We start from the raw sequence: 18,861 nt of genomic DNA on the forward strand, positions 1-18,861 counted from the left end.
ACCGGATCTCATCCCGGCTTCACGGCGCACTTTTACTTTCTCCACCTGTCGACTCGCATTGGCGGACACCGCGCCTAGATAAGCACTGCGCCGGGGCGGAGCGATGCAGAAGGACCTGAGCATGCCTGAACAAATTACCCTGACTAAAGCTGAGCAGATCACATTGAATGATAGCTCAGCCATTCCCCAGATCGGCCTTGGCGTTTGGCAAGTCGATCCAGCCATTACGGCCCAAGTCGTGAGTTGGGGAATCGAGGCCGGCTACAGACTGATCGACACCGCCGAAGGCTACCAGAACGAGGATGGCGTCGGGCAGGCGATCCGCACGGCTGGCGTGCCGAGAAGCGAGTTGTTCATCACCTCGAAACTGCGCAACGGCGCGCATCAGCGTGACGCCGCCCTGCGGGCTTTCGACGAGACGATGAACAAGCTCGGCATCGAGCAGATCGACCTGTTCCTGATCCACTGGCCGGTGCCCAGCCAGGGCAAATATGTCGAGGCGTGGAAGACGCTGATCGAACTCAGGCAATCCGGCCGGATCAAGTCGATTGGTGTTTCGAATTTCAACCAGGACCATCTGGAGCGGATCATCGGCGAGACTGGTGTCACACCCTCAGTCAACCAGATCGAACTCCATCCCCGGTTTCAACAGCGCCAGACCAGAGAATTTCACAGCACGCACAACATCCGCATCGAAAGCTGGAGCCCGCTGGGCAGCGGCCGGCTGTTGAGCGACCCGACCCTCGAAAAGATCGCCGGAAAACACCGCAAGTCCGTGGCGCAGGTGATCATCCGCTGGCATCTTCAGGAAGGGCTGATCGTCATTCCAAAGTCGATCCACCAGGACCGGATTGCCGCCAATTTCGACGTCTTCGATTTCGAGCTGGATTCAAAGGACCTCGAGCTCATTCGAGGTATGGATTCATCAGCCGGCCGTACCGGCGCGAACCCGGCCACGGCGGCATTCCTGTTCTGAGGGTCTGAGAGAAGGGAGCCGACAGCGGAGCTGCCAATCTCCCCCCTCGTGGGGGAGATGTCCGGCAGGACAGAGGGGCGCTGTCCCGCCGGCGTATCAAGTCGTACCGGCGAGCCCTGCCTCGATCACAATATGCTGGCAGATATTGTCGATGCCGCGAATGACGTCGTCGTTCCAGAAGCGCAGCACAGTCCAGCCGTCTTGCTCAAGACGCTTTGTCCTTGCCTCGTCGCCTGCATTGGCGTTGGCATGCTGCGAACCATCGACTTCGACGACGAGCTTCTTGTCCGGGCAAGCGAAGTCGACGATGTAGTCAGCGATCGGAAATTGAGGTTGGCACTCTACGGCGCCCCCCTCTGTCCTGCCGGACATCTCCCCACTTGGGGGGAAATTGGCAGCTGTGACGATCGCGCTCAGCCTCATATCCCCGATCCATCCAGCAGCGGGACATCTTCTTCGTCCCAAGGGCTCGGCATTGAACCCTTGCTCAGATTGGCTGTTGGCAGCGGCATCCAGCACTTCAGCTCGGGTTCGGCGTATTCAACCACGCGTCCGGGCGACGAGTCGGAAGCACGCCACCCCTCACTGCCGAACTGGTCGGCTCGAGACCAGTAAGCCAGGTCGACTTCCGCTGGCCCCTGCTCAGACGGCCGAACTGTGACCAGGATTCGGCTGCCATCCCTTGGCGCGCTCGACATGTGACGCCAGCGATCGGGCTCGTCCATCGTAATCTCCTCGCGCAATCTGCATCTCGGCTGTCCAGACGAATAGTCGCTTCGCGCACAAGGCCGGTCAACCCGAACTTTGCGCCGGCAGTCTATGATTGGCCGCCTACCGGTTTGGTGCGACATGGGCTGCCGGTCATCAGCGCACCTTCGCCTTGACTGCCCAGGCTCTCGTTTTCAGGGGAATGGACCCGCCCTCGCCGCGCGGCAGACTGTCGCGGAGCCTCTCCATCAATCTCTGGCGAGCTGCGGGGTCGAGACTCATGCAGTAGCCGGGCGCCGGTCCCGCACCAAGGGTGAAGGGGCGCCAGTAGTCCTCAAAGTCCTTGAACACGGCCGGCATTTCAATCCGGGTGGAGTCGATGGAGCCCAGGCCGGCCTTCTCCGCGAGATCGGTCAATCCATCTTGTGTGCAAAATGGAAAACGCCTGTCTTCGGTAAGGTCGATGGCACCGGGGTCAAGCGCCGTTGCAGCGGTCCAGAAGGCCCGCATGAATTCCACCCCGCCGCCAGGATAATCCCACACATAGAAGCCGATCGTCGCTCCAGGGCGCGCCACTCGCCGCATCTCGGCGAGCGCCTTTTGCCTGTCGGGAACGAAGTTGAGAACAAGCGCCGACACGACCATGTCCTTGCTGCCCGATTCGACTGCCAAGGCCTGCGCATCGCCTGCGAGAAACGCGACACGCTTGTCCGGCACGTTTGCCCGCGCCTTGGCGAGAAAACCCTCCGACGGGTCTATGGACACCAGGCTCCTGGGATTGCAACGGGCCAGGATGGCTGCCGACAGCGCCCCGGTTCCGCAACCCACCTCCAGCCAGTCCAGACCCTCCGCCGGATCGAGCCAATCCAGGAACGGTGGAGCGATCTGACGGCTCCATCGCCCCATATAGAGGTCGTAGCTATCCCCGGCCTGCCAGGCGTCGTGGCGCGTTGCCTCAGCCATCGCAATCTCCTCCCCTGATGATTTCGACCCGTCGGACCGTGAGAATACGCCCGCCGCCCTCGCGGGAACAGGGGCCAGGAAGGTCTGCCCGGAATCGTACTCGGGATGCCCACACGCTCGGCCGAAACGGGCCGGCAAGGCAGACGAACCGGGCGCCGGACGGCTCCGATCCGGAAGCAAACCGCTGCTGCCGTCACCTGGACGCGTTCTTGCTCAGCCTGCCCGGAAGGCGAGGGTCCGCCTCATCAGTTGGATGCTGAGCGCCAGGTCTCCGCTTCCGATGAACCAGGGCGACAGTATCCGGGACGATCTCAGTCCGCGATAGAGCAGATAGGGAAGTCCGAGCGACAGGGCGATCAGCGCCAACTCGGAAGACATTCCGAAGTCCCGCAGCGTGAAATGAACGAACTGATGGACGAACATGATCACCAGGGAGGCTGCGCCGATTTCCGCCAACGGAGCGATGCGCAAGCTCGGCATCGCCATGAAGCGGACGAGGCCGAGGATAAAGGTCGAGATCGCCAATGCAACGAGCAGGCCGAGAAGCGGCGGGCCGAAGATGGCGTTCTTCATGCTGAAGGTAAAGTCGGAACCCGTCCGCGCCGCCGCGAGCGCGACCCCGGCAACCGCCACGACAAACACCGCCGACCACAGCGCGCTCATGCCGCGTTCGCGCAGGAAATGTCCGAACCAGAATGCGCCGATGGCGAGCGGCACGTTCGTCAGAGCCAGCGGCGCGCGCACCTCCTGCCAGTAGGCCTGGATTGAATAGGCGAGGCCGACGGATGCGCCGACGAAGATCAGCATGCCGGGATCGGTCGGTCCGCTGGTCCTGATCGCGACCTCGTTGTAGACGAGTTGCGTGGCGACGAGGCAGGTGACGAACCAGAACACGCCGAGTTCGCGCGTCAGGTGCCGTCCGCCCAGCAGCGCGTCGGTGATGAGTTCCCTGATCTGCCAGGGCGCCGGGGTGTCGCCGCGCAAAAAGTCCACAACGAGCACGCTCGCCATGATCGCGCCGAGAAACATCACATAGGGAATGAGCAGGCCCTGGACGCGCTTCCGGAAAAGCGCCTTCCTCTCCGTCACGGCAAAAAGATAGCCTGAAATGATGAAGAAGAACGGCATGAAGAACAGCGATGCCGCAAAGTAAATCGGGTGCGCCCATCGCCAGGTGCTGTGGTCGAGGACGTGGGCCATGACGACGAGGGTGATTCCCAAGCCCTTGGCGGTGTCCAGCCAGGTCTCACGTATGGGCAGGTTCAACTTCAGCGTTTCCTGGATACGGCTTATCGGCCGGCCCGGTCCTTCGGTTTCGATGGTGATTGTGCATTGCATCATACTGTGTGGCAAGTGCGAATTGGCTCGGAGGTCCGCATTGCCGGTTGCCGCCGACGCAATGTCGCAAAAGTCGGCGAAATTCAGCATTCCGCTTGATTTTCCGCCGATCTTCACCCATTGTTGCGTTGCACAATAACAGGCTGGTGCCGACTATGGCAGTTCAAGCGATAGGAAACCTTTGGCCGGCACGGGCTGCCGTTCTTGCAACCAGCCGGCTGTTGAAATCGATCGCGCTTTGACCTCGGATCGACCAGGTCCGCATCAAGCAGCAAAGGACCAAGATGCTTCGCGACTTGTCCGCCTACAAGAAAATGTTGATGCTCGGCATTGTCGGGCTGGTGCTCGTCGCCATCCTCGACGCCTTCAGCAATCTGCCCGTCGTCTCCGGCTGCGCGTTCTACGGCAATTGCGCGATCGATAGCTCCGTAGAAGCACCGATCGGGCACAGTCAGGATCCGACGCTGCAATGAAGCCCCCCGGCAAGTCGGCGCTTATCGTCTATGACGGCGACTGCATCTTCTGCCAGAGCTATGTCCGCTTTGCCCGGCTGCGCGACGCGGTCGGTCCTGTCGAACTTCTTGACGCGCGCTCCGGCGATCCGCGCGTTGTCGAGTTTCAGCGCCAGGGCTTCGACCTGAACGAGGGCATGCTCTTCGTTTTCGAGGATCGCGTCTACCACGGCGAGGAAGCCATCAATCTCATGGCGATCCTCAGTTCCTCTTCGACGCTTTTCGGCTGGCTCAACCGCAGGATTCTCTCAAACAGGACGGCCGCGCGGCTGATCTATCCGGCGCTCAAGCTCGGACGCCGGGCCACCCTGAGGCTTCGCGGCCGCTCGCTGATCCCTGCAGACCTCGAACGGCGCTAAAGCATGTCACAAAAGCATGCCCTCGGGCCCTGACCCGAGGGTGCGCAGCGGTTTTGCGACAACGACATGAACTTAAAGCGCCGCGTGTCCCTTGCAATCGCGACACGCTTTAGACAGTTCCCGGCGAAATGGATGGCTAGACTGCCCGGCGACATCTACCAGTTTCCGTGAGAGCGGCGCTCAGTGGGTGCAGGACTTCGGCCGCGAGAAATCCACCAACTTGAACACAAGCAACTTGCGTTCGAGGAGGCTGGGCATTTCGCCTGCGAAGGTCGACGCGTTGGCGCGGGTAATCGTCTCGCCATCCTTCACGTAAGTCACCCAAGCCTCGGGCTTCCGGCGCAGTTGTTTCTTCACATCGAGGAGGACGTGGTAATTGCCCGCCTGCGACTGCCGGACGAGATGGGGCTCGGAGGAATCAACGATCTTCACCACCTCGTTCTGATAGTTGAACATGTATGGTGGCTTGGGAAAGAGCAGATGGTTGGTCTGGCCGGCTTCGGTGTGCAGATTGCTGAACATGTTGATGGAACTCTCCGTCTTGAGCCCGACATAGGGTGACAGGCAGGAGAGGAAGAACAAGCCCGGCACCAAATAGACCCAGAGCGGCTGGCGCGGCGAGGAGACGGTCCGGCAAGGCAGGTTCTGCAGGGCCACATAGGACAGCACCACCATCGCCGCGCCGCCCACTACCGCCCAAATGAGGATCCAGACGGAGTGGACCATCATGTCGAAGGAGCGCCCGGGAAAAGCATAGGTGAGCACAATGACGAGAGTGACCGCGACCAGCATCACGGCCGCGCCCGGCAGCAAGATCCCGATCCGGCCGAACGTCTCGCGCAGCGGATTGGTAAACTCCAGCGAGGTGCGATAGAGCGCCTCGCTGGCGGGCGTGGGGATGCTCAGCACATACAGCGCGAACACCAGGCTGGAAAAGTCCATGTACCAGGAATAGGCCGAGATCGGGATCACGTAATGGAAGACGAGTGCGAGGATGAACCCCACGGCGAAATAGCGCTTCCAGTAGAGAGACACGATCGCGATCGCCTCAATGACGAAGGTGGCGAAGATCGCAAGATACCGGCCAAACAGATTGTCCTCGAGGCCGAACGGACGAGCCAGCGGAGCGTAGAGGCCCACCGCGCAACTCACGGAAGGATCGAGGAAATCGGTGTTGATCTTGTGGAAGATGCCGTAGAAATACATGATGGCGAGCAGCGCCCGGGCGACGATCCGGATCTGTTGATAAAGCTCCATCCGGGCCAGCGCGGCGCCGCGGCCGGCGGCCCGCAGATAGAGCACTGCTGCGCTAAGCAGGATAGCCCCGTTCATCACCGCCGTGATCGTCTTGTTGTTCGAAGCGACCGGCATGCGCAGCGCGTACAGCACAAGCGATACCATCACGAGCCCGATCAAGAACTCGGTTCGCCGCGGGTACAGCAGGAGTAGCAGGCTGAACAGGACGACCGACCAGCTCAGAGCGGCAAACAGCGGCCCCTTGTAGCCAAGCATGGAGTAGATATCACCGGCGATACTGAAGATCGCCGCCATTGCCCAGAACGGGGCAAATGCGGTCAACCCGTCAAATGTATCGTCCCGTCCTCTGACTTTCGTGATCTTGCCGCGACCAACGTTCCATATCGGTGTCGCGCTTGAATACTGCTGCTGCCCAATAAACACCAGTTAAGCCCCCTCAAGTTCCCCTGCAGGTTCTTTTGGCGCCCAACTGGGGACGACCTGGCGCCTTCGGAACCGTTCTATGTTGCACTGCAACATCAGCACGAGCGCAGATAAGAGTCAATCCGCCGTCGTCGGTAGCTCCTGCTGCCGAGCATCAGCCATTGGGAGAGGTGCGGCGGCCCCAAAGCGGGATGCGTTTAATTTGAACTGGCCATCGCGCTCCATGTGTTTCGCCCGCGACTGCATGTCGCCCAAGGCATGCCCTCGGGCCTGACCCGAGGGCGCGCAGCAGTATCAAGACAACGACATGTCAAGACAACGACATGTATGAAAACAAGAACTTGAAGCGGCGTATTAATCCTGCGGATGCGCCGCGCTTCGCCGACTAACGCTGCTTTGCCGTTCTGGGAAATTCCACCACGTCAGCGGGCGGACGCTTGTACTGGGCTGCGACAATTGCATCGATCAGGATGTCCAGGGCGGGGCGCGCCGCGCTGCTCGTCTCGTCATCGCCGCGCAAATAGTGGCAGGCTCGTTCAAGATGGAGGTGGGCTGCGGCAAAGTCACTGGTCATGGATTCTCCTTTTGCCCGCCGCTGGACAAGGATGGCCCATTTCGATTTACCCAAAGGCGAACATCCACAGTTGGATTTGAATCAAATATGGCGGGTTAACCAGATCTTCAGCATCGTGAGGCGACTTTGCGGCTGCGGACATGTGTTGAGTTCCGCCTCAGGCAACAGACCCGCTCCGGAGACCGGGGCGGGTTTTTGCTTGGATTGCCGAACGCCTGCCCAAGCTTACACGCGCTACGCTGCCGCGGCGGCGCCGACCTACCTTCATGCACCGAAGCGGTCCGCCGCAAAGGGCGCGAGGCAGTCAGGATCGCCGCGTCCGGCAATCAGGTCGGCGACCAGGCGGGCGGTGATCGGCGCCAGAGTGAGGCCGAGATGACCATGACCGAAGGCATGGATCACCCTGGGGCTGCCACGTGACCGACCGATGACGGGCCGGGAATCGGGCAGCGACGGCCGGAACCCGAGCCATTCGGATGAGGGCCGGCCGAGTGAGGGGAAGAACTGCCTGGCACCGCGATCCAGCAGCGCCAGCCGGCGCGGATTTGCCGGCGCTGCAAGCCCGCCGAGCTCGACGGTTCCGGCGACACGCAGCCGGCCGGTCATCGGCGTCATGTAGAAGCCGAGATCGACAGGACAGACCGGACGATTGAGCAAAGGCGCTTCGGTCGGGAATTCGAGATGATAGCCGCGTTCAGTCTCGAGCGGGATGCCGTCGCCTGCCTGCATGGCCAGCGCCCGCGATTGCGCACCCGCGGCGATCACCACCGTATTCGCCTTGACGCGAAGGCCGCAACCGCTGAGCCTGACACCGTCCGCCTCGACCTGCAGCCCTGATATAGCAGCGTGTGCCACCGACACGCCGCGGGCGGTTGCGGCATCGAGCAGCCGCCGCATCAGCGTCTTTGGATCGGTGACGTTCATCGAATCCGGGAAGTACAGTCCGCGGGTCCCGGTCGGAGGTAGGCGCGGCTCGAGCGCGGCCACCTCACCCGGCGTCAGGACCTCCTGATGCACGCCAAACCCGGCGCGCAGCGCCCTGCCACCGGCCGCCCTGGCGAAACCGCTCTCGCGACGATACAGGTAGAGGCAACCGTTGCGGCGCAGCAGGTCGGCCATATCGGCCTCTTTCGCCATCTCCTCCCAGGCCGGCAGGGCCTCAGCCAGAAGCCCGGCGAGCGCCAGTGCATTGGCACGAGTGGCCGCCGGAAGCGACTCTCTGACAAAACTGACCAGCCACGGCGCCAACTGGAACAGAGCCGGCCAGCGCAGCGAAAAAGGGCTGTTTGGATCGAGCAGCAGTTTTGGCAGCGCGCGCAGAACGGCCGGATTGCCGACCGGCATACAGGCATATTCGGCGATCGTTCCGGCATTGCCGAACGAAGCGCCCGAGCCCGGCTCATTGGGGTCGACAAGCAAGACTTCGCGGCCCTCGGCGGCAAGGCGGAGCGCCGTCGCCAGCCCGATAACGCCAGCGCCGACAATGGCGATTTCAACGGTTTCCGCTGCTGCCACGACCGTATCTTCTTGTTTGACCATGATCTTTTCCGAAAACCGGCCCCCATTTTTCGGGATCATGGTCTAGACGAAGCCAGGCAGTTGCAGATGCCCGGCCGCGAGCAGTTCGGCCATGGTGTTCAGCGCGGTGCGCAGATCGTCGAGCGAGCGCGCGGCGCCGACATTGATGCGCACTCCGTGCTGCACCGGCTCGCGCCCGACGGCGAAGGCATCGCCGGGAAGAACGGCAACGCCACGTTCCAGGCAGGTGCGAGCGAAACCCGCGCCGCGCCACGGCTCCGGCAGGCGCAGCCAGGCATGCGTCGAGGTGGCGTGGCTCTGGACATCGTAGCGGCCGAGGATTTCGGTGAGGATGGCCTGGCGCTGGCGAAGCTCCTGCTTCTGGGCTTCGATGATACGCGCCGCCGAGCCCTCTTCTATCAGCCGTGCGCCGATCAGCGCGGTCAGAGGGCTGATGCTCCAGCAGTTTATGCGCAAAGCCGCAGCGACCTGGCCGGCTATGGCGCGTGGCGCGATCACAAAACCGAGGCGCAGTCCCGGGGCAAGGCATTTCGACAAGGCGCCGATGTGAACCGTCAATTCGGGCTCGAGGCTGGCAAGCGACGGCGGCGGATTGTCCGCCAGCGGCCGATAGACGTCATCCTCGATGATAAGAACGTTATGGCGGCGGGCGGCAGTCACCAGCTCGTGCCGGCGCTCCTCGCCCAGCGTGATGGTGGTCGGGTTGTGCAGGGTCGGCACCAGGAAGACCGCGCGCGGGCGCAACTGCACGCAGGCCGCCTCGAACGCGTCGGCCCGCATGCCGCCACGGTCCATGGCGATGCCTCTGAGATCGAGCCCATGCACCCGGCACAGTGCATTGATGCCCTGATAGGTCACTTCGTCGGCGAGCACGACCTCGCCCTGCCTGGTCACCGCGCCAAGCACGCAATCCAGCCCATGCTGGGCGCCCGCCGCCAGCACCACCCGGCCGGGATCGCCGGCGCCGGCGACCGGCTGCATCCACTCGGCGATCGCCGCCCTCGCCCACAGCGGCCCCTCGGGCGGGTGATAGTCCTGAAGCGTAGCGTAGTGCCGGTCCTTGGCCAGGCGCGGCAGCAGGAGGGCCATGGCATCGAGATAGGCCGAGGTTGCCGGCCGATTGACGGAAAGGTCGATGACGCCGCTGTCGTCGCTTGGCGCCGACACGAAACCGGGTCCTTCGCCGACATTGCGAGCAGCCACCGTGGTGCCGCGTCCGGGCCGCGCTTCGAGCAGGCCGCGCTGCTGCAGCGTCGACAGCGCCCGCGTCACCGTGGTGACGTTGATGCCAAGCGCGCGGGCAATCTCGCGCTGCGGCGGCAGCCGGTCTCCAACCGCAAGCGTGCCGGCGGTAATCCGTTCGGCAATAGCGTCGGCAAGGCGCCGGTAGACTGGGCCTTCCTCCGAGGCGAGTTGCAGGTCCTGAAGCATGCGGATTGGCGGTTTCGGTGTGTTGAGGCTCTGGCTACCGGCGCATCTAGCATAAGACAATGCTCCGGACAATAGCGCTTGTCCGGTGCTTGACTCCAAAATCCGGGCTGAAAATCTCACACAACACCGAAGAAAGCCGCTTGACGGGCAAACTTGTCTGCATCTATGATTCTTTGGCGATTGATTGTGTGAGCATACAAGTTTGGTTTGCCGCCTTGCGCGGCCAGCGTCAAGCGAGACCGGCACATGGACGGTAAGCACCATTTCGTTTCGACAAGCGGCCATTGCCGGCGCTCAACGGAATTCCGTCCGTGATCGCCGAAGCGACAGGCCTGTCACGCGACAGCGCGGGTCCGGCACCGGGGGCCAATGCCAGCGGCCCCCATGACGGCCGGGGATTTGTCGAGTTCGTCGATGTCGAGAAATCCTATGACGGCCGCACGTTCGCGGTGACACGGCTGAACCTCAGCGTGGCGCGCGGCGAGTTCCTCACTCTTCTCGGCCCCTCAGGTTCGGGCAAGACGACGACGCTCAACATGCTTGCCGGCTTCGAACGGCCGACCAGCGGCGTCATCACGCTTGAAGGCCGGTCGGTCGACAGGCTGCCGCCCTACGAACGCAACATCGGCATGGTATTCCAGAACTACGCGCTGTTTCCGCACATGAGCGTCGAGGAGAACGTCGCCTTCCCGCTCTCGGTCCGCAAGACCACCAGAGCGGACGTGGCATCCCGCGTCGGCCGCGCGCTCGACATGGTGCGGCTGCGGCAATTCGGCGACCGGCGGCCGGCGCAGCTTTCCGGCGGCCAGCAGCAGCGCGTCGCGCTCGCCCGCGCGCTGGTGTTCGAGCCAAGCCTGGTGCTGATGGACGAGCCGCTCGGCGCGCTCGACAAGAAGCTGCGCGAGCACATGCAGATCGAGATCAAGCAGCTGCACACCATGCTCGGCGTCACCATCGTCTATGTCACGCACGACCAGAGCGAGGCGCTGACCATGTCGGACCGCGTTGCCGTGTTCAACAATGGCCGGATTGCCCAGCTCGGTTCGCCTGACGATCTCTACAACACGCCGGAGAGCTCGTTCGTCGCCAGCTTCATCGGCGAGAACAACACGCTGGAAGGCAAGGTCGAGCGCGTCTCCGGCAAGGAGTGCCGCGTCGCGCTGCACGGCGGCGGTTCGGTCGCCGCGCTGGCCATCGGCGTCGCCGAAGGCGCGGCCTGCCATGTCGCCATCCGCCCGGAACGGTTGAAGCTCGCGTCCGCTTCGAACGGTGCAAATGCGTTAGCCGCCACGGTCGAAGGCCGCATCTATCTCGGCGACCACCAGCGTCTTCTGGCCAGGCTGGACAGCGGCCAGGTGCTGACCGTCAAGGTCGGCCCCGAAGCGACCATGGGCAACGGGGAGCCGGTCACGGTTTCCTGCGCGTCGACCGACTGCCGCGCCTTTCCGGCCGATGCCGGAACGGGCGGTTCCATCTCGAAAACAGGGGAATAAGAACAATGAAAATCACAAAAGCCCGGCTGTTCGCCTTCGCGGCAGCCACAGCATTCATCACCATGGGAAATGCCGCTTTCGCAGAAGAGCTTTCGATCATGGCCAGCGGCGGCGCCTGGCAGGATGCCCAGCGCAAGGCATGGTTCGAGCCGTTCAGCAAGGAAACCGGGATCAAGATCGTCGAGCAGGAATATCTTGGCGATCTTGGCAAGGTCAAAGCGATGGTCGATACCGGCAACGTGCCGATCGATCTGGTGACGGTCGAGACCGCGACCGTGCTGCAGGGTTGCGACGCCGGCATTCTCGAGCGGCTCGACTATTCCAGGATCGCCCCGCGTGAAAAGTTCATCGAAGGTTCGGCGCTCGACTGCGGCGTCGGTCTCGACGCCTATGGCGATGTCCTTGCCTATGACCCCAACGTGCTGAAGGAGGCGCCAACCTCGGTCCTCGACATCTTCGACACGACGAAGTTTCCGGGCAAGCGCGCGATGCGCAAGTTTCCGGCACAGAACCTCGAATGGGCACTGATGGCCGACGGGGTCGCGGCGGCCGATGTCTACGAGGTGCTGGCAACCCCCGAAGGCGTCAACCGCGCTTTCAAGAAGCTCGACACCATCAAGCAGGACATCGTCTGGTGGGATGCCGGCGCACAGCCGCCGCAGCTCCTCGCATCCAAGGAAGTGGTGATGACCACCGCCTGGAACGGCCGTATCCAGAACGCCATCGACAAGGACGGGGCGCCGTTCAAGATCGTCTGGAACAACCAGATCCTCGAATATGATATGATCGCCATTCCGAAAGGCGCCAAGAACCCGGATCTGGCCTACAAATACCTTGCCTATATCAGCCAGCCGGAAATCAACGCCAAGCTCGCCAGCTACATCACCTACGGGCCGGTGCGCAACGATGCGGCCTCCTTCGTCGCGCCGGACGCCCTGCCGAAATTGCCGAACGCACCCGACCACATGAGCGCTTACCTGGTCGCCGATACCGAATTCTGGGGCGACTATGGCGAGGATCTGGTCAAGCGCTTCAACGCCTGGCTCGCGCAGTAGGGAAAATGTCGGCGCTCGAGCCCACGAAACTGGACCGGCCACGGGCAAGCCGCGACTGGTCGGCCGCCGATTCCGGCGCAGCAAAGTCGGTTGCGGCAGCACTTCGCCGCGCCGATCTCGGTGACCGCCTGCGATCGCTGACGTTGGCAGCACCTTTGCTCGTGCTGCTGGCTCTGAGCTTCGGCATCCCGATCGTCCTGTTGCTGTCGCGCGCCGTCTATGATCCGACGATTGCCAACGCACTGCCGCAGACCAGCCAGGCATTGCGCGGCTGGAACGGCACCGGACTGCCCGACGATGCTGCGTTCCTGGCCCTTGCCGCCGATCTCCGCAGCAATCAGGCCAAGGGCACCGCCTACGAACTCGCCAAGAGCCTCAACGCCCGCCTGCCCGGTGCGCGCAGCCAGGTGCTCAAGACGGTGCGTCGACTCGAGGCTGCCGACAGGCCGCCGCTGGATGTGATGAAAGCGGTGCCGTTCTGGTCGGCGCCGGGCACATGGCCGGTCATCGAGAGCGGCACCCATAGCGTGACGTCGTTCTATCTGCTGAGCGCGCTTGACCTGCGCTGGAATGCCGATGGCGGCATCGAAAGAGTGCCACCCGAACAGGCGATCTTCGTGCAGGTGTTCATGCGCACATTTTTGGTCGCCGCAGCGGTAACGCTGGCCACGCTGGTCCTGGGCTTCCCCCTCGCCTATCTCATCGCCAGCGTGCCCAAGGGCCTCGCCGCCATTCTCATCGTCGCGGTGCTGCTGCCGTTCTGGACGTCGATCCTGGTGCGAACCGCGGCCTGGACGGTGCTGCTGCAGAAATTCGGCCTGGTCAACGATCTGCTGCTGTGGCTCGGCGTCGCCGACGACCGGCTCGATTTGATGTACAGCCGCATCGGCCTGATCATCGCCATGACCCACATCCAGCTGCCGTTCACGCTGCTGCCGATCTACAGCGTCATGCGCACCATCCAGCCCTCGCAGATGAAGGCTGCCTATTCGCTCGGCGCAAAACCGTTCACCGCCTTTCGCCGCGTCTATCTTCCACAGGTCTTTCCGGGCGTCATGGCCGGTTGCCTGCTCACCTTCATCCTTTGCCTCGGCTATTACATCACGCCGGCGCTGATCGGCGGCGCCAGCGACCAGCTGATCAGCAATTTCATCGCCAGCTATGTCAATGTCGAACTGAATTGGGAGATGGCGGCGGCGCTCAGCTTCATCCTGCTCGTCTTCACCCTGGCGCTGTTCGGCATCTTCGCCCGCATCCTCGGCCTCGACCGCCTCAAGCTGGTATAGCCATGTTGCTATCTGCCTATCCAACGACCGGCGAAAGAATCCGCACCACCCTGCTCTGGCTGTGGTGCGGCATGGTGATCCTGTTCCTCCTCGTGCCGATCCTCATTCCCGTTCCCTTGTCGTTCAACAGCGGCGCCTTCTTCATCTTTCCGCTGGAGGGAATTTCGACGCGCTGGTACGAGGTCGTGCTCGGAACCCAGCGCTGGCAGGCAGCCATCGGCAACAGCCTGATCGTTGCGTTCGGGACGACGCTGATCGCAACGATACTCGGCACGTTGACGGCGATCGCACTTTCCGACGAAAAATTTCCCGGCCGCCGCATCGTCATGCCGCTGCTGCTGTCGCCGTTGATCGTGCCGGTGGTGATCACCGCCGTCGGCTCGTATCTGTTCTATGCGCGCGTCGGCCTCGCCAGCACCTATGCCGGGATCATCCTGGCGCATACCGCACTCGCCAGCCCCTTCGTCGTCGTCACGGTGGGGGCGAGCCTCTCCGGCTTCGACCGCAATCTGATGCGCGCCGCCGCCATCTCCGGCGCAAGACCCATCACATCGTTCTTCAGGGTGATGCTGCCGCTGATCCTGCCCGGCGTGCTGTCAGGGGCGGCCTTTGCGTTCGTCACCTCGTTCGACGAGGTCGTCGTGGCGCAGTTTCTGGCCAGCGCCAATCAGCGCACGATGCCGCTCGAGATGTTCATCGGCCTGCGCGAGAAGCTCTCCCCCGCAATCACCGCCGCCGCGACGCTGATGATGGCACTGTCGATCGTGCTGCTGGTCGTCGCCAATGTTCTGGCCCGCCGTGGCAAGCAGCGACCGCGTATTGATTAGCCTTCGCGCGGCGGTCGGCCCGAGCCGCTATAGGTCCTCCTGCATCAGGCCGCTTTACGTTGCGATTTCCATATCCCAAGCCGAAATGACCCTCGGCCAATGCCGAGCGGCGTGATCGAGTATTCCACGCGGGACGAGCGCGCAGAAAGCGCCGGCGCATCCAGCCGTTGGGGCCTTGAAATTTCGGCCAAGGCGTCCAAAATTTTGGTCAGGCGAAACTCTCGCGAGCCACCGAAGAACGTCAACGAAGGAGAATGTTTGAAGCGGAGGACCATCGATGGAAGGAGTTGCTGTTCCCCCGAATGCGCCTGAAACCCCTGATCGTTTTCTCGACCGTCTGCTCCACCCGGCGCGGCACTTCGAGCGGCCGCAGGACGTGCTCGCAGATATGACGCTGGACCTTCAGGAAAAGCGTGCCATCCTTTCATCCTGGGCGTCGGATGCCTGTGCGGTAGAATCGGTGCCCGCACTGCGTATGCCGCCGGGCGCAACCGCACCAGTCACTTTCGACGCGATCATGGAGGCGTTGCGCCATTTGGACGAGCTATCCCGCCACATCGGCAGTGGCCGCAAGGCTGACGGCTCAACGCTGACCGGCTTCGCAGCCACGGTCGACCAGCTCTGACGGGCTGCGTCTCTCCGAAAATTTTCCTATGTGCCTCTTGAAGGCGCAACACACTGTTCTAAATCAGTAATCGCCGGTCGCCGCATGGGGCCGGCGCAAGTCCAGGAGGCGTCAAGGCTCTTGGCGCCATCCTGTATCCATGTTGCTCAAAGGAGGATGTGGCTATGAGGACGAACCTCGATTTTACCCCCCTGTTCCGGTCAAGCGTCGGCTTCGACCGCATTTTCAACATGCTCGAGAATGCGAGCCGCGTCAGCACGATCGACAACTGGCCGCCTTACGACATCGCCAAAGTTGGTGAGGATGACTACCGCATCACAATGGCGGTGGCCGGGTTCTCGCAGGATGAACTGACGATCACTCACCAGCCCAATATGCTGGTTGTGAGCGGATCGCAGCCCGGTGAAGACAATGGCGAGTATCTCTACCGCGGTATTGCCGGTCGCGCCTTCGAGCGCCGGTTCGAACTGGCCGACCATGTCAAGGTAGCCGGCGCCAGCCTCGAGAACGGGCTGCTCACCGTCGATCTCAAGCGCGAGATTCCTGAAGAGATGAAACCGCGCCGGATCGATATCGGCGGCAGCGCGGCAAAGGCGAAGCCGAAGCAGATCGAAGGCGAAAAAAACGCGGCGTGATGCATCGCACATCTGAAAGGGCAAGGCACCGGCTCGTCGGTGCCTTCCACAGGCATGTCTGCTGATCATGGAGGAAATGACAATGAATATGCGTGATCTCATTCCGTGGGGCCGCAACGAAAGCCAGGCCCCGAGCGTCTATCGCGGCGCCGACCAGAACCCGTTCCTTTCGCTTCATCGCGAGGTGGACAGGTTGTTCGACGACGTTTCGCGGACGTTTTCCACGCGCTTTCCTTCGCTGGGACGGCTCTCGCCGTTCAACGGCGGCTGGCCGAAGCTGGAGATTACGGAATCGGATAACGAACTTCGTGTTATCGCCGAGGTCCCCGGCATGGAAGAGAAGGACATCGAAGTCCTGCTCGACGACGACGTGCTGACCCTGCGTGGCGAAAAGCGGTCGGAAACCGACGACAAGGATTACTCCGAGCGCTTCTATGGTCGCTTCGAGCGGCGCATCCCCCTCGGCTACGAGGTCGAAGACGACAACGTCAAAGCGTCGTTTGCCAATGGCGTCTTGACACTGACGCTGCCGAAGAACCCGAACGCGCAGTCGAAGGTGAAGCGCATTCCGATCAACCACTGACGCATGGAACCGTCGGAGGCGGCAGACGCTGCCTCCGGTGCATCCTTCGCCAAAATGGGAGGGATGGATGATGCAGAGGCAAGAAAGTGAAGTCACACGAGTTGTAGAAAATCTCGAACCGGCAAACGACATCAGCAGGAGAGCGCCTTGGTTCGGCAGATCCGAGTTCCCGCGCGACGCGGTTGCGCGGATCTACAAGCCTTGCCGCTCAGTCACGACCTCGGGCCGTGCGCGGCCGAAGGGCTGGCGGCTGGTGTTCGAGCGCCGTACTGCGCCGGTCGTCGAACCGCTGATGGGCTACACCGCAGGCGCAGACACGCTGACCCAGGTCGAGCTTGATTTTCCGACGCTTCAGGCGGCCATCGACTACGCCGAACGCCAAGGCCTTGCCTATGTCGTCCAGGGTAATTCGGCGGCCGCAACGCCCGACTGCGCATCGTCAGATGCTGAGAAAGGGCTGCAGGCCGGTGCAGATGTCGTCTGGAATCGGCTTCAGCTGGCTTGGCTGCAAGGCAGCTACGGTGCTGTGTCGCAGGCCTCGCATTATCGGTCGGCGCTGGCAGAGCCGGAGGCGCTCTATGCGTCGCCCATGGACGTCATCGCCGACCCGCTTCTGAATGTCGAAGAGAAACGCTCCATCCTGCGCAACTGGGCATGGAACGAATATCTGGTTGATCTGGCGACCGGCGAAGGCATGCCGGAGAACCATCGCCCGGCGCGGCGCGACGAAGTAGAGCTGGCACTGCTCGCGCTGGAGCGCGGGATTGCTGCAGCAAACCTCGCCGTCTCCATTCCCCAACAAAAGCAAAAGGAAATGTGAGATGGCGCCGGCAGACGAAGAACGCTTCGCGGTGGCGAAGGGCAATCCTTGGCCGCCGCACCCGCCTTCGGTCAGAGGGCGGTGCACTGACATGAAACCAAGGGAGAATGAACAATGCTGAAATCGCTGAAAACTGAAAGTCGTCCGGTGATCGACGTCCTCAACGCGATCGCCGGCATCGCGCTCGTGCTCTCGCCCTGGTATCTCGGCTATGAGGCTGAGACCTATGCGGCATGGAACGCCTGGATCGCCGGTGCGGTGATCGCTCTGATCGCGGTCGGTGCGCTGGTTGCGTTCCATGCCTATGAGGAATGGGCAAACCTGGTGGTCGGGCTGTGGACGCTAGTTTCGCCTTGGGCTCTCGGCTTCTCCGGCCTGGCGGCGGCCATGTGGGCGCATGTGATCGTCGGTATCGTCGTCGTGGCACTCGCTGCCGGAAGCCTCTGGTTCTTCGGCAATCGCCCGCTCTCGACGGCCTGATCACAGTCTTTTCGCGGGCCCGGATTCGGGCCCGCTCTTTTGCCTGATGATTGAAGTCCGCTCGCTTTTTGCCGACCTGGTTGGCGTTGACATTCGCGGCAGGCCGCGGCGCTCGTGGCTCGTTATTCTTGGCGGCGTGGAAGAAACAGGTGAACGCTTGTTCCCTCGCCGACGGCGCTCTCGATCCGTATATGTCCCCCGGACTGCTTCATGAAACCGTAAACCTGGCTCAGCCCAAGTCCCGTTCCCTCCCCCTTGGTAGTGAAGAAGGGCTCGAATACCTGGGCCAGAATGTCCTTGCTCATGCCGCAGCCCGTGTCATGAACCGTCACGCGGACAAACGACGCGGCTACAGAACGCACATCTTCGAGCTCTTCGGGAGCATTGCTGGTCACGATCGAAAACGTGCCCTTGCCGGCCATGGCGTCCTTGGCATTCACCGCCAAATTGAGAATTGCGACGTCAAGCTGATTGGCGTCGACGAGAACCGGACCGAGTGCGGGATCCAGATCGCGCCTGATCGTAATTCCGCTGCCAAGCGTCCGCTCCAGGAGCATCGTGAGCGACTCAATTCGGGCGTTTAGATCGACTGTCTCCGGATACAGCGACTGTCCGCGGGAGAAGGCGAGGAGTTGCTGCGTCAGCGCGCCGCCGTTTTGCGTTCGTTTGAGCAACTCTTCGATCAGCATCGCCGTTTTCGGACTGGCGGGATCGTCGCGCAACTGCCTCTGCAGCAGCCGCAGTCCCGATTCGAAGACGGCAATCAGATTGTTGATGTCGTGGACAATCCCGGCTGCAAGGCGACCGATCGCTTCGAGCTTCTGCGATTGCCGCCGGCGCTCTTCCTGCGCGCGCTGCTGGGAGACGTCACGAAGGCTGGCAAGCAGCGCCGGCTTTGCGTCCCAGCTCACCTCCACTGTCCGCATCTCCACATCGGCCGGCGGCCGACGCGGCCGGTGGATGGTAATGTCGGCGGT

At 62.5% G+C, this 18,861-nt stretch carries 21 protein-coding genes; 12 read left to right on the top strand and 9 right to left on the bottom strand.

Translation table 11 applies throughout. From position 1 onward, the window contains the following. Positions 1-121: 121 nt before the first annotated feature. Entirely contained in the window at positions 122-976 is an 855-nt protein-coding gene (locus tag AC0L3H_RS15565) for an aldo/keto reductase (protein WP_473586042.1), read from the top strand. A 96-nt stretch (positions 977-1,072) separates the two neighbouring features. On the opposite strand, the gene AC0L3H_RS15570 is transcribed toward AC0L3H_RS15565, so the two are convergent. The 4 genes from AC0L3H_RS15570 to AC0L3H_RS15585 form a co-directional block, all read right to left on the bottom strand. Further along, complete coding sequence (locus tag AC0L3H_RS15570; protein WP_473586087.1) at positions 1,073-1,348, bottom strand: endonuclease domain-containing protein; 276 nt, start codon at positions 1,346-1,348, stop codon at positions 1,073-1,075. Positions 1,349-1,395: 47 nt separating this feature from the next. Continuing rightward, a complete protein-coding gene (locus AC0L3H_RS15575) occupies positions 1,396-1,701 on the bottom strand; it encodes a hypothetical protein (protein ID WP_095496525.1) in 306 nt (101 codons plus the stop codon). Positions 1,702-1,840: 139 nt separating this feature from the next. Continuing rightward, on the bottom strand, positions 1,841-2,647 hold the full coding sequence (locus AC0L3H_RS15580; protein WP_287121107.1) for a class I SAM-dependent methyltransferase: 807 nt from the start codon (positions 2,645-2,647) through the stop codon (positions 1,841-1,843). Positions 2,648-2,860: 213 nt separating this feature from the next. Further along, positions 2,861-4,075 (bottom strand): acyltransferase family protein, encoded by a 1,215-nt coding sequence (locus tag AC0L3H_RS15585; RefSeq protein ID WP_473586043.1) that lies wholly within the window; start codon positions 4,073-4,075, stop codon positions 2,861-2,863. Positions 4,076-4,269: 194 nt separating this feature from the next. On the opposite strand from AC0L3H_RS15585, the gene AC0L3H_RS15590 reads away from it, so the two are divergent. Together AC0L3H_RS15590 and AC0L3H_RS15595 are read left to right on the top strand one after the other, a co-directional pair. Further along, on the top strand, positions 4,270-4,458 hold the full coding sequence (locus tag AC0L3H_RS15590; RefSeq protein ID WP_091599270.1) for a hypothetical protein: 189 nt from the start codon (positions 4,270-4,272) through the stop codon (positions 4,456-4,458). Next, on the top strand, positions 4,455-4,856 hold the full coding sequence (locus tag AC0L3H_RS15595) for a DCC1-like thiol-disulfide oxidoreductase family protein (protein ID WP_473586044.1): 402 nt from the start codon (positions 4,455-4,457) through the stop codon (positions 4,854-4,856). The genes AC0L3H_RS15590 and AC0L3H_RS15595 overlap by 4 nt, the downstream gene beginning before the upstream one ends. Before the next feature lie 180 nt (positions 4,857-5,036). On the opposite strand, the gene AC0L3H_RS15600 is transcribed toward AC0L3H_RS15595, so the two are convergent. The 4 genes from AC0L3H_RS15600 to AC0L3H_RS15615 all read right to left on the bottom strand — a co-directional run bounded on the left by AC0L3H_RS15600 (position 5,037) and on the right by AC0L3H_RS15615 (position 10,080). Beyond that, positions 5,037-6,536 (bottom strand): thiol-disulfide oxidoreductase, encoded by a 1,500-nt coding sequence (locus AC0L3H_RS15600; protein WP_473586045.1) that lies wholly within the window; start codon positions 6,534-6,536, stop codon positions 5,037-5,039. Between the two features lie 385 nt (positions 6,537-6,921). Then, a complete protein-coding gene (locus AC0L3H_RS15605) occupies positions 6,922-7,110 on the bottom strand; it encodes a hypothetical protein (RefSeq protein ID WP_473586046.1) in 189 nt (62 codons plus the stop codon). A gap of 264 nt (positions 7,111-7,374) precedes the next feature. Beyond that, on the bottom strand, positions 7,375-8,649 hold the full coding sequence (locus AC0L3H_RS15610) for an NAD(P)/FAD-dependent oxidoreductase (protein WP_473586047.1): 1,275 nt from the start codon (positions 8,647-8,649) through the stop codon (positions 7,375-7,377). A 42-nt stretch (positions 8,650-8,691) separates the two neighbouring features. Continuing rightward, positions 8,692-10,080 (bottom strand): aminotransferase-like domain-containing protein, encoded by a 1,389-nt coding sequence (locus tag AC0L3H_RS15615; RefSeq protein WP_473586048.1) that lies wholly within the window; start codon positions 10,078-10,080, stop codon positions 8,692-8,694. Positions 10,081-10,391: 311 nt separating this feature from the next. On the opposite strand from AC0L3H_RS15615, the gene AC0L3H_RS15620 reads away from it, so the two are divergent. From AC0L3H_RS15620 to AC0L3H_RS15660, 9 genes are all read left to right on the top strand, one after another. After that, the gene (locus AC0L3H_RS15620; protein ID WP_473586049.1) at positions 10,392-11,573 is read left to right on the top strand and encodes an ABC transporter ATP-binding protein; all 1,182 of its coding nucleotides are present in this window, start codon (positions 10,392-10,394) and stop codon (positions 11,571-11,573) included. A gap of 5 nt (positions 11,574-11,578) precedes the next feature. Beyond that, the gene (locus AC0L3H_RS15625) at positions 11,579-12,628 is read left to right on the top strand and encodes an ABC transporter substrate-binding protein (RefSeq protein WP_473586050.1); all 1,050 of its coding nucleotides are present in this window, start codon (positions 11,579-11,581) and stop codon (positions 12,626-12,628) included. Positions 12,629-12,633: 5 nt separating this feature from the next. Continuing rightward, entirely contained in the window at positions 12,634-13,914 is a 1,281-nt protein-coding gene (locus AC0L3H_RS15630; RefSeq protein ID WP_473492794.1) for an ABC transporter permease, read from the top strand. Between the two features lie 2 nt (positions 13,915-13,916). Then, entirely contained in the window at positions 13,917-14,741 is an 825-nt protein-coding gene (locus AC0L3H_RS15635; RefSeq protein ID WP_473492792.1) for an ABC transporter permease, read from the top strand. Positions 14,742-15,018: 277 nt separating this feature from the next. After that, positions 15,019-15,366, top strand: coding sequence for a hypothetical protein (locus AC0L3H_RS15640; RefSeq protein ID WP_473586051.1), 348 nt, complete (start codon positions 15,019-15,021; stop codon positions 15,364-15,366). A 164-nt stretch (positions 15,367-15,530) separates the two neighbouring features. After that, positions 15,531-16,001, top strand: a complete 471-nt coding sequence (locus AC0L3H_RS15645) for an Hsp20 family protein (protein WP_473586052.1) — start codon at positions 15,531-15,533, stop codon at positions 15,999-16,001. Between the two features lie 82 nt (positions 16,002-16,083). Next, positions 16,084-16,584: an Hsp20/alpha crystallin family protein gene (locus tag AC0L3H_RS15650; RefSeq protein ID WP_473586053.1), complete on the top strand. Its 501-nt coding sequence runs from the start codon at positions 16,084-16,086 to the stop codon at positions 16,582-16,584. Between the two features lie 67 nt (positions 16,585-16,651). After that, a complete protein-coding gene (locus tag AC0L3H_RS15655; protein ID WP_473586054.1) occupies positions 16,652-17,404 on the top strand; it encodes an NADH dehydrogenase ubiquinone Fe-S protein 4 in 753 nt (250 codons plus the stop codon). Positions 17,405-17,518: 114 nt separating this feature from the next. After that, positions 17,519-17,884, top strand: a complete 366-nt coding sequence (locus AC0L3H_RS15660) for an SPW repeat protein (RefSeq protein ID WP_473586055.1) — start codon at positions 17,519-17,521, stop codon at positions 17,882-17,884. Positions 17,885-18,006: 122 nt separating this feature from the next. Here AC0L3H_RS15660 and AC0L3H_RS15665 read toward each other — a convergent pair whose 3' ends face one another. Beyond that, a complete protein-coding gene (locus tag AC0L3H_RS15665) occupies positions 18,007-18,795 on the bottom strand; it encodes a two-component system sensor histidine kinase NtrB (RefSeq protein WP_473586088.1) in 789 nt (262 codons plus the stop codon). Between the last annotated feature and the right edge of the window lie 66 nt (positions 18,796-18,861).

The sequence above is a fragment of the Mesorhizobium sp. WSM4816 genome, from assembly GCF_055811535.1.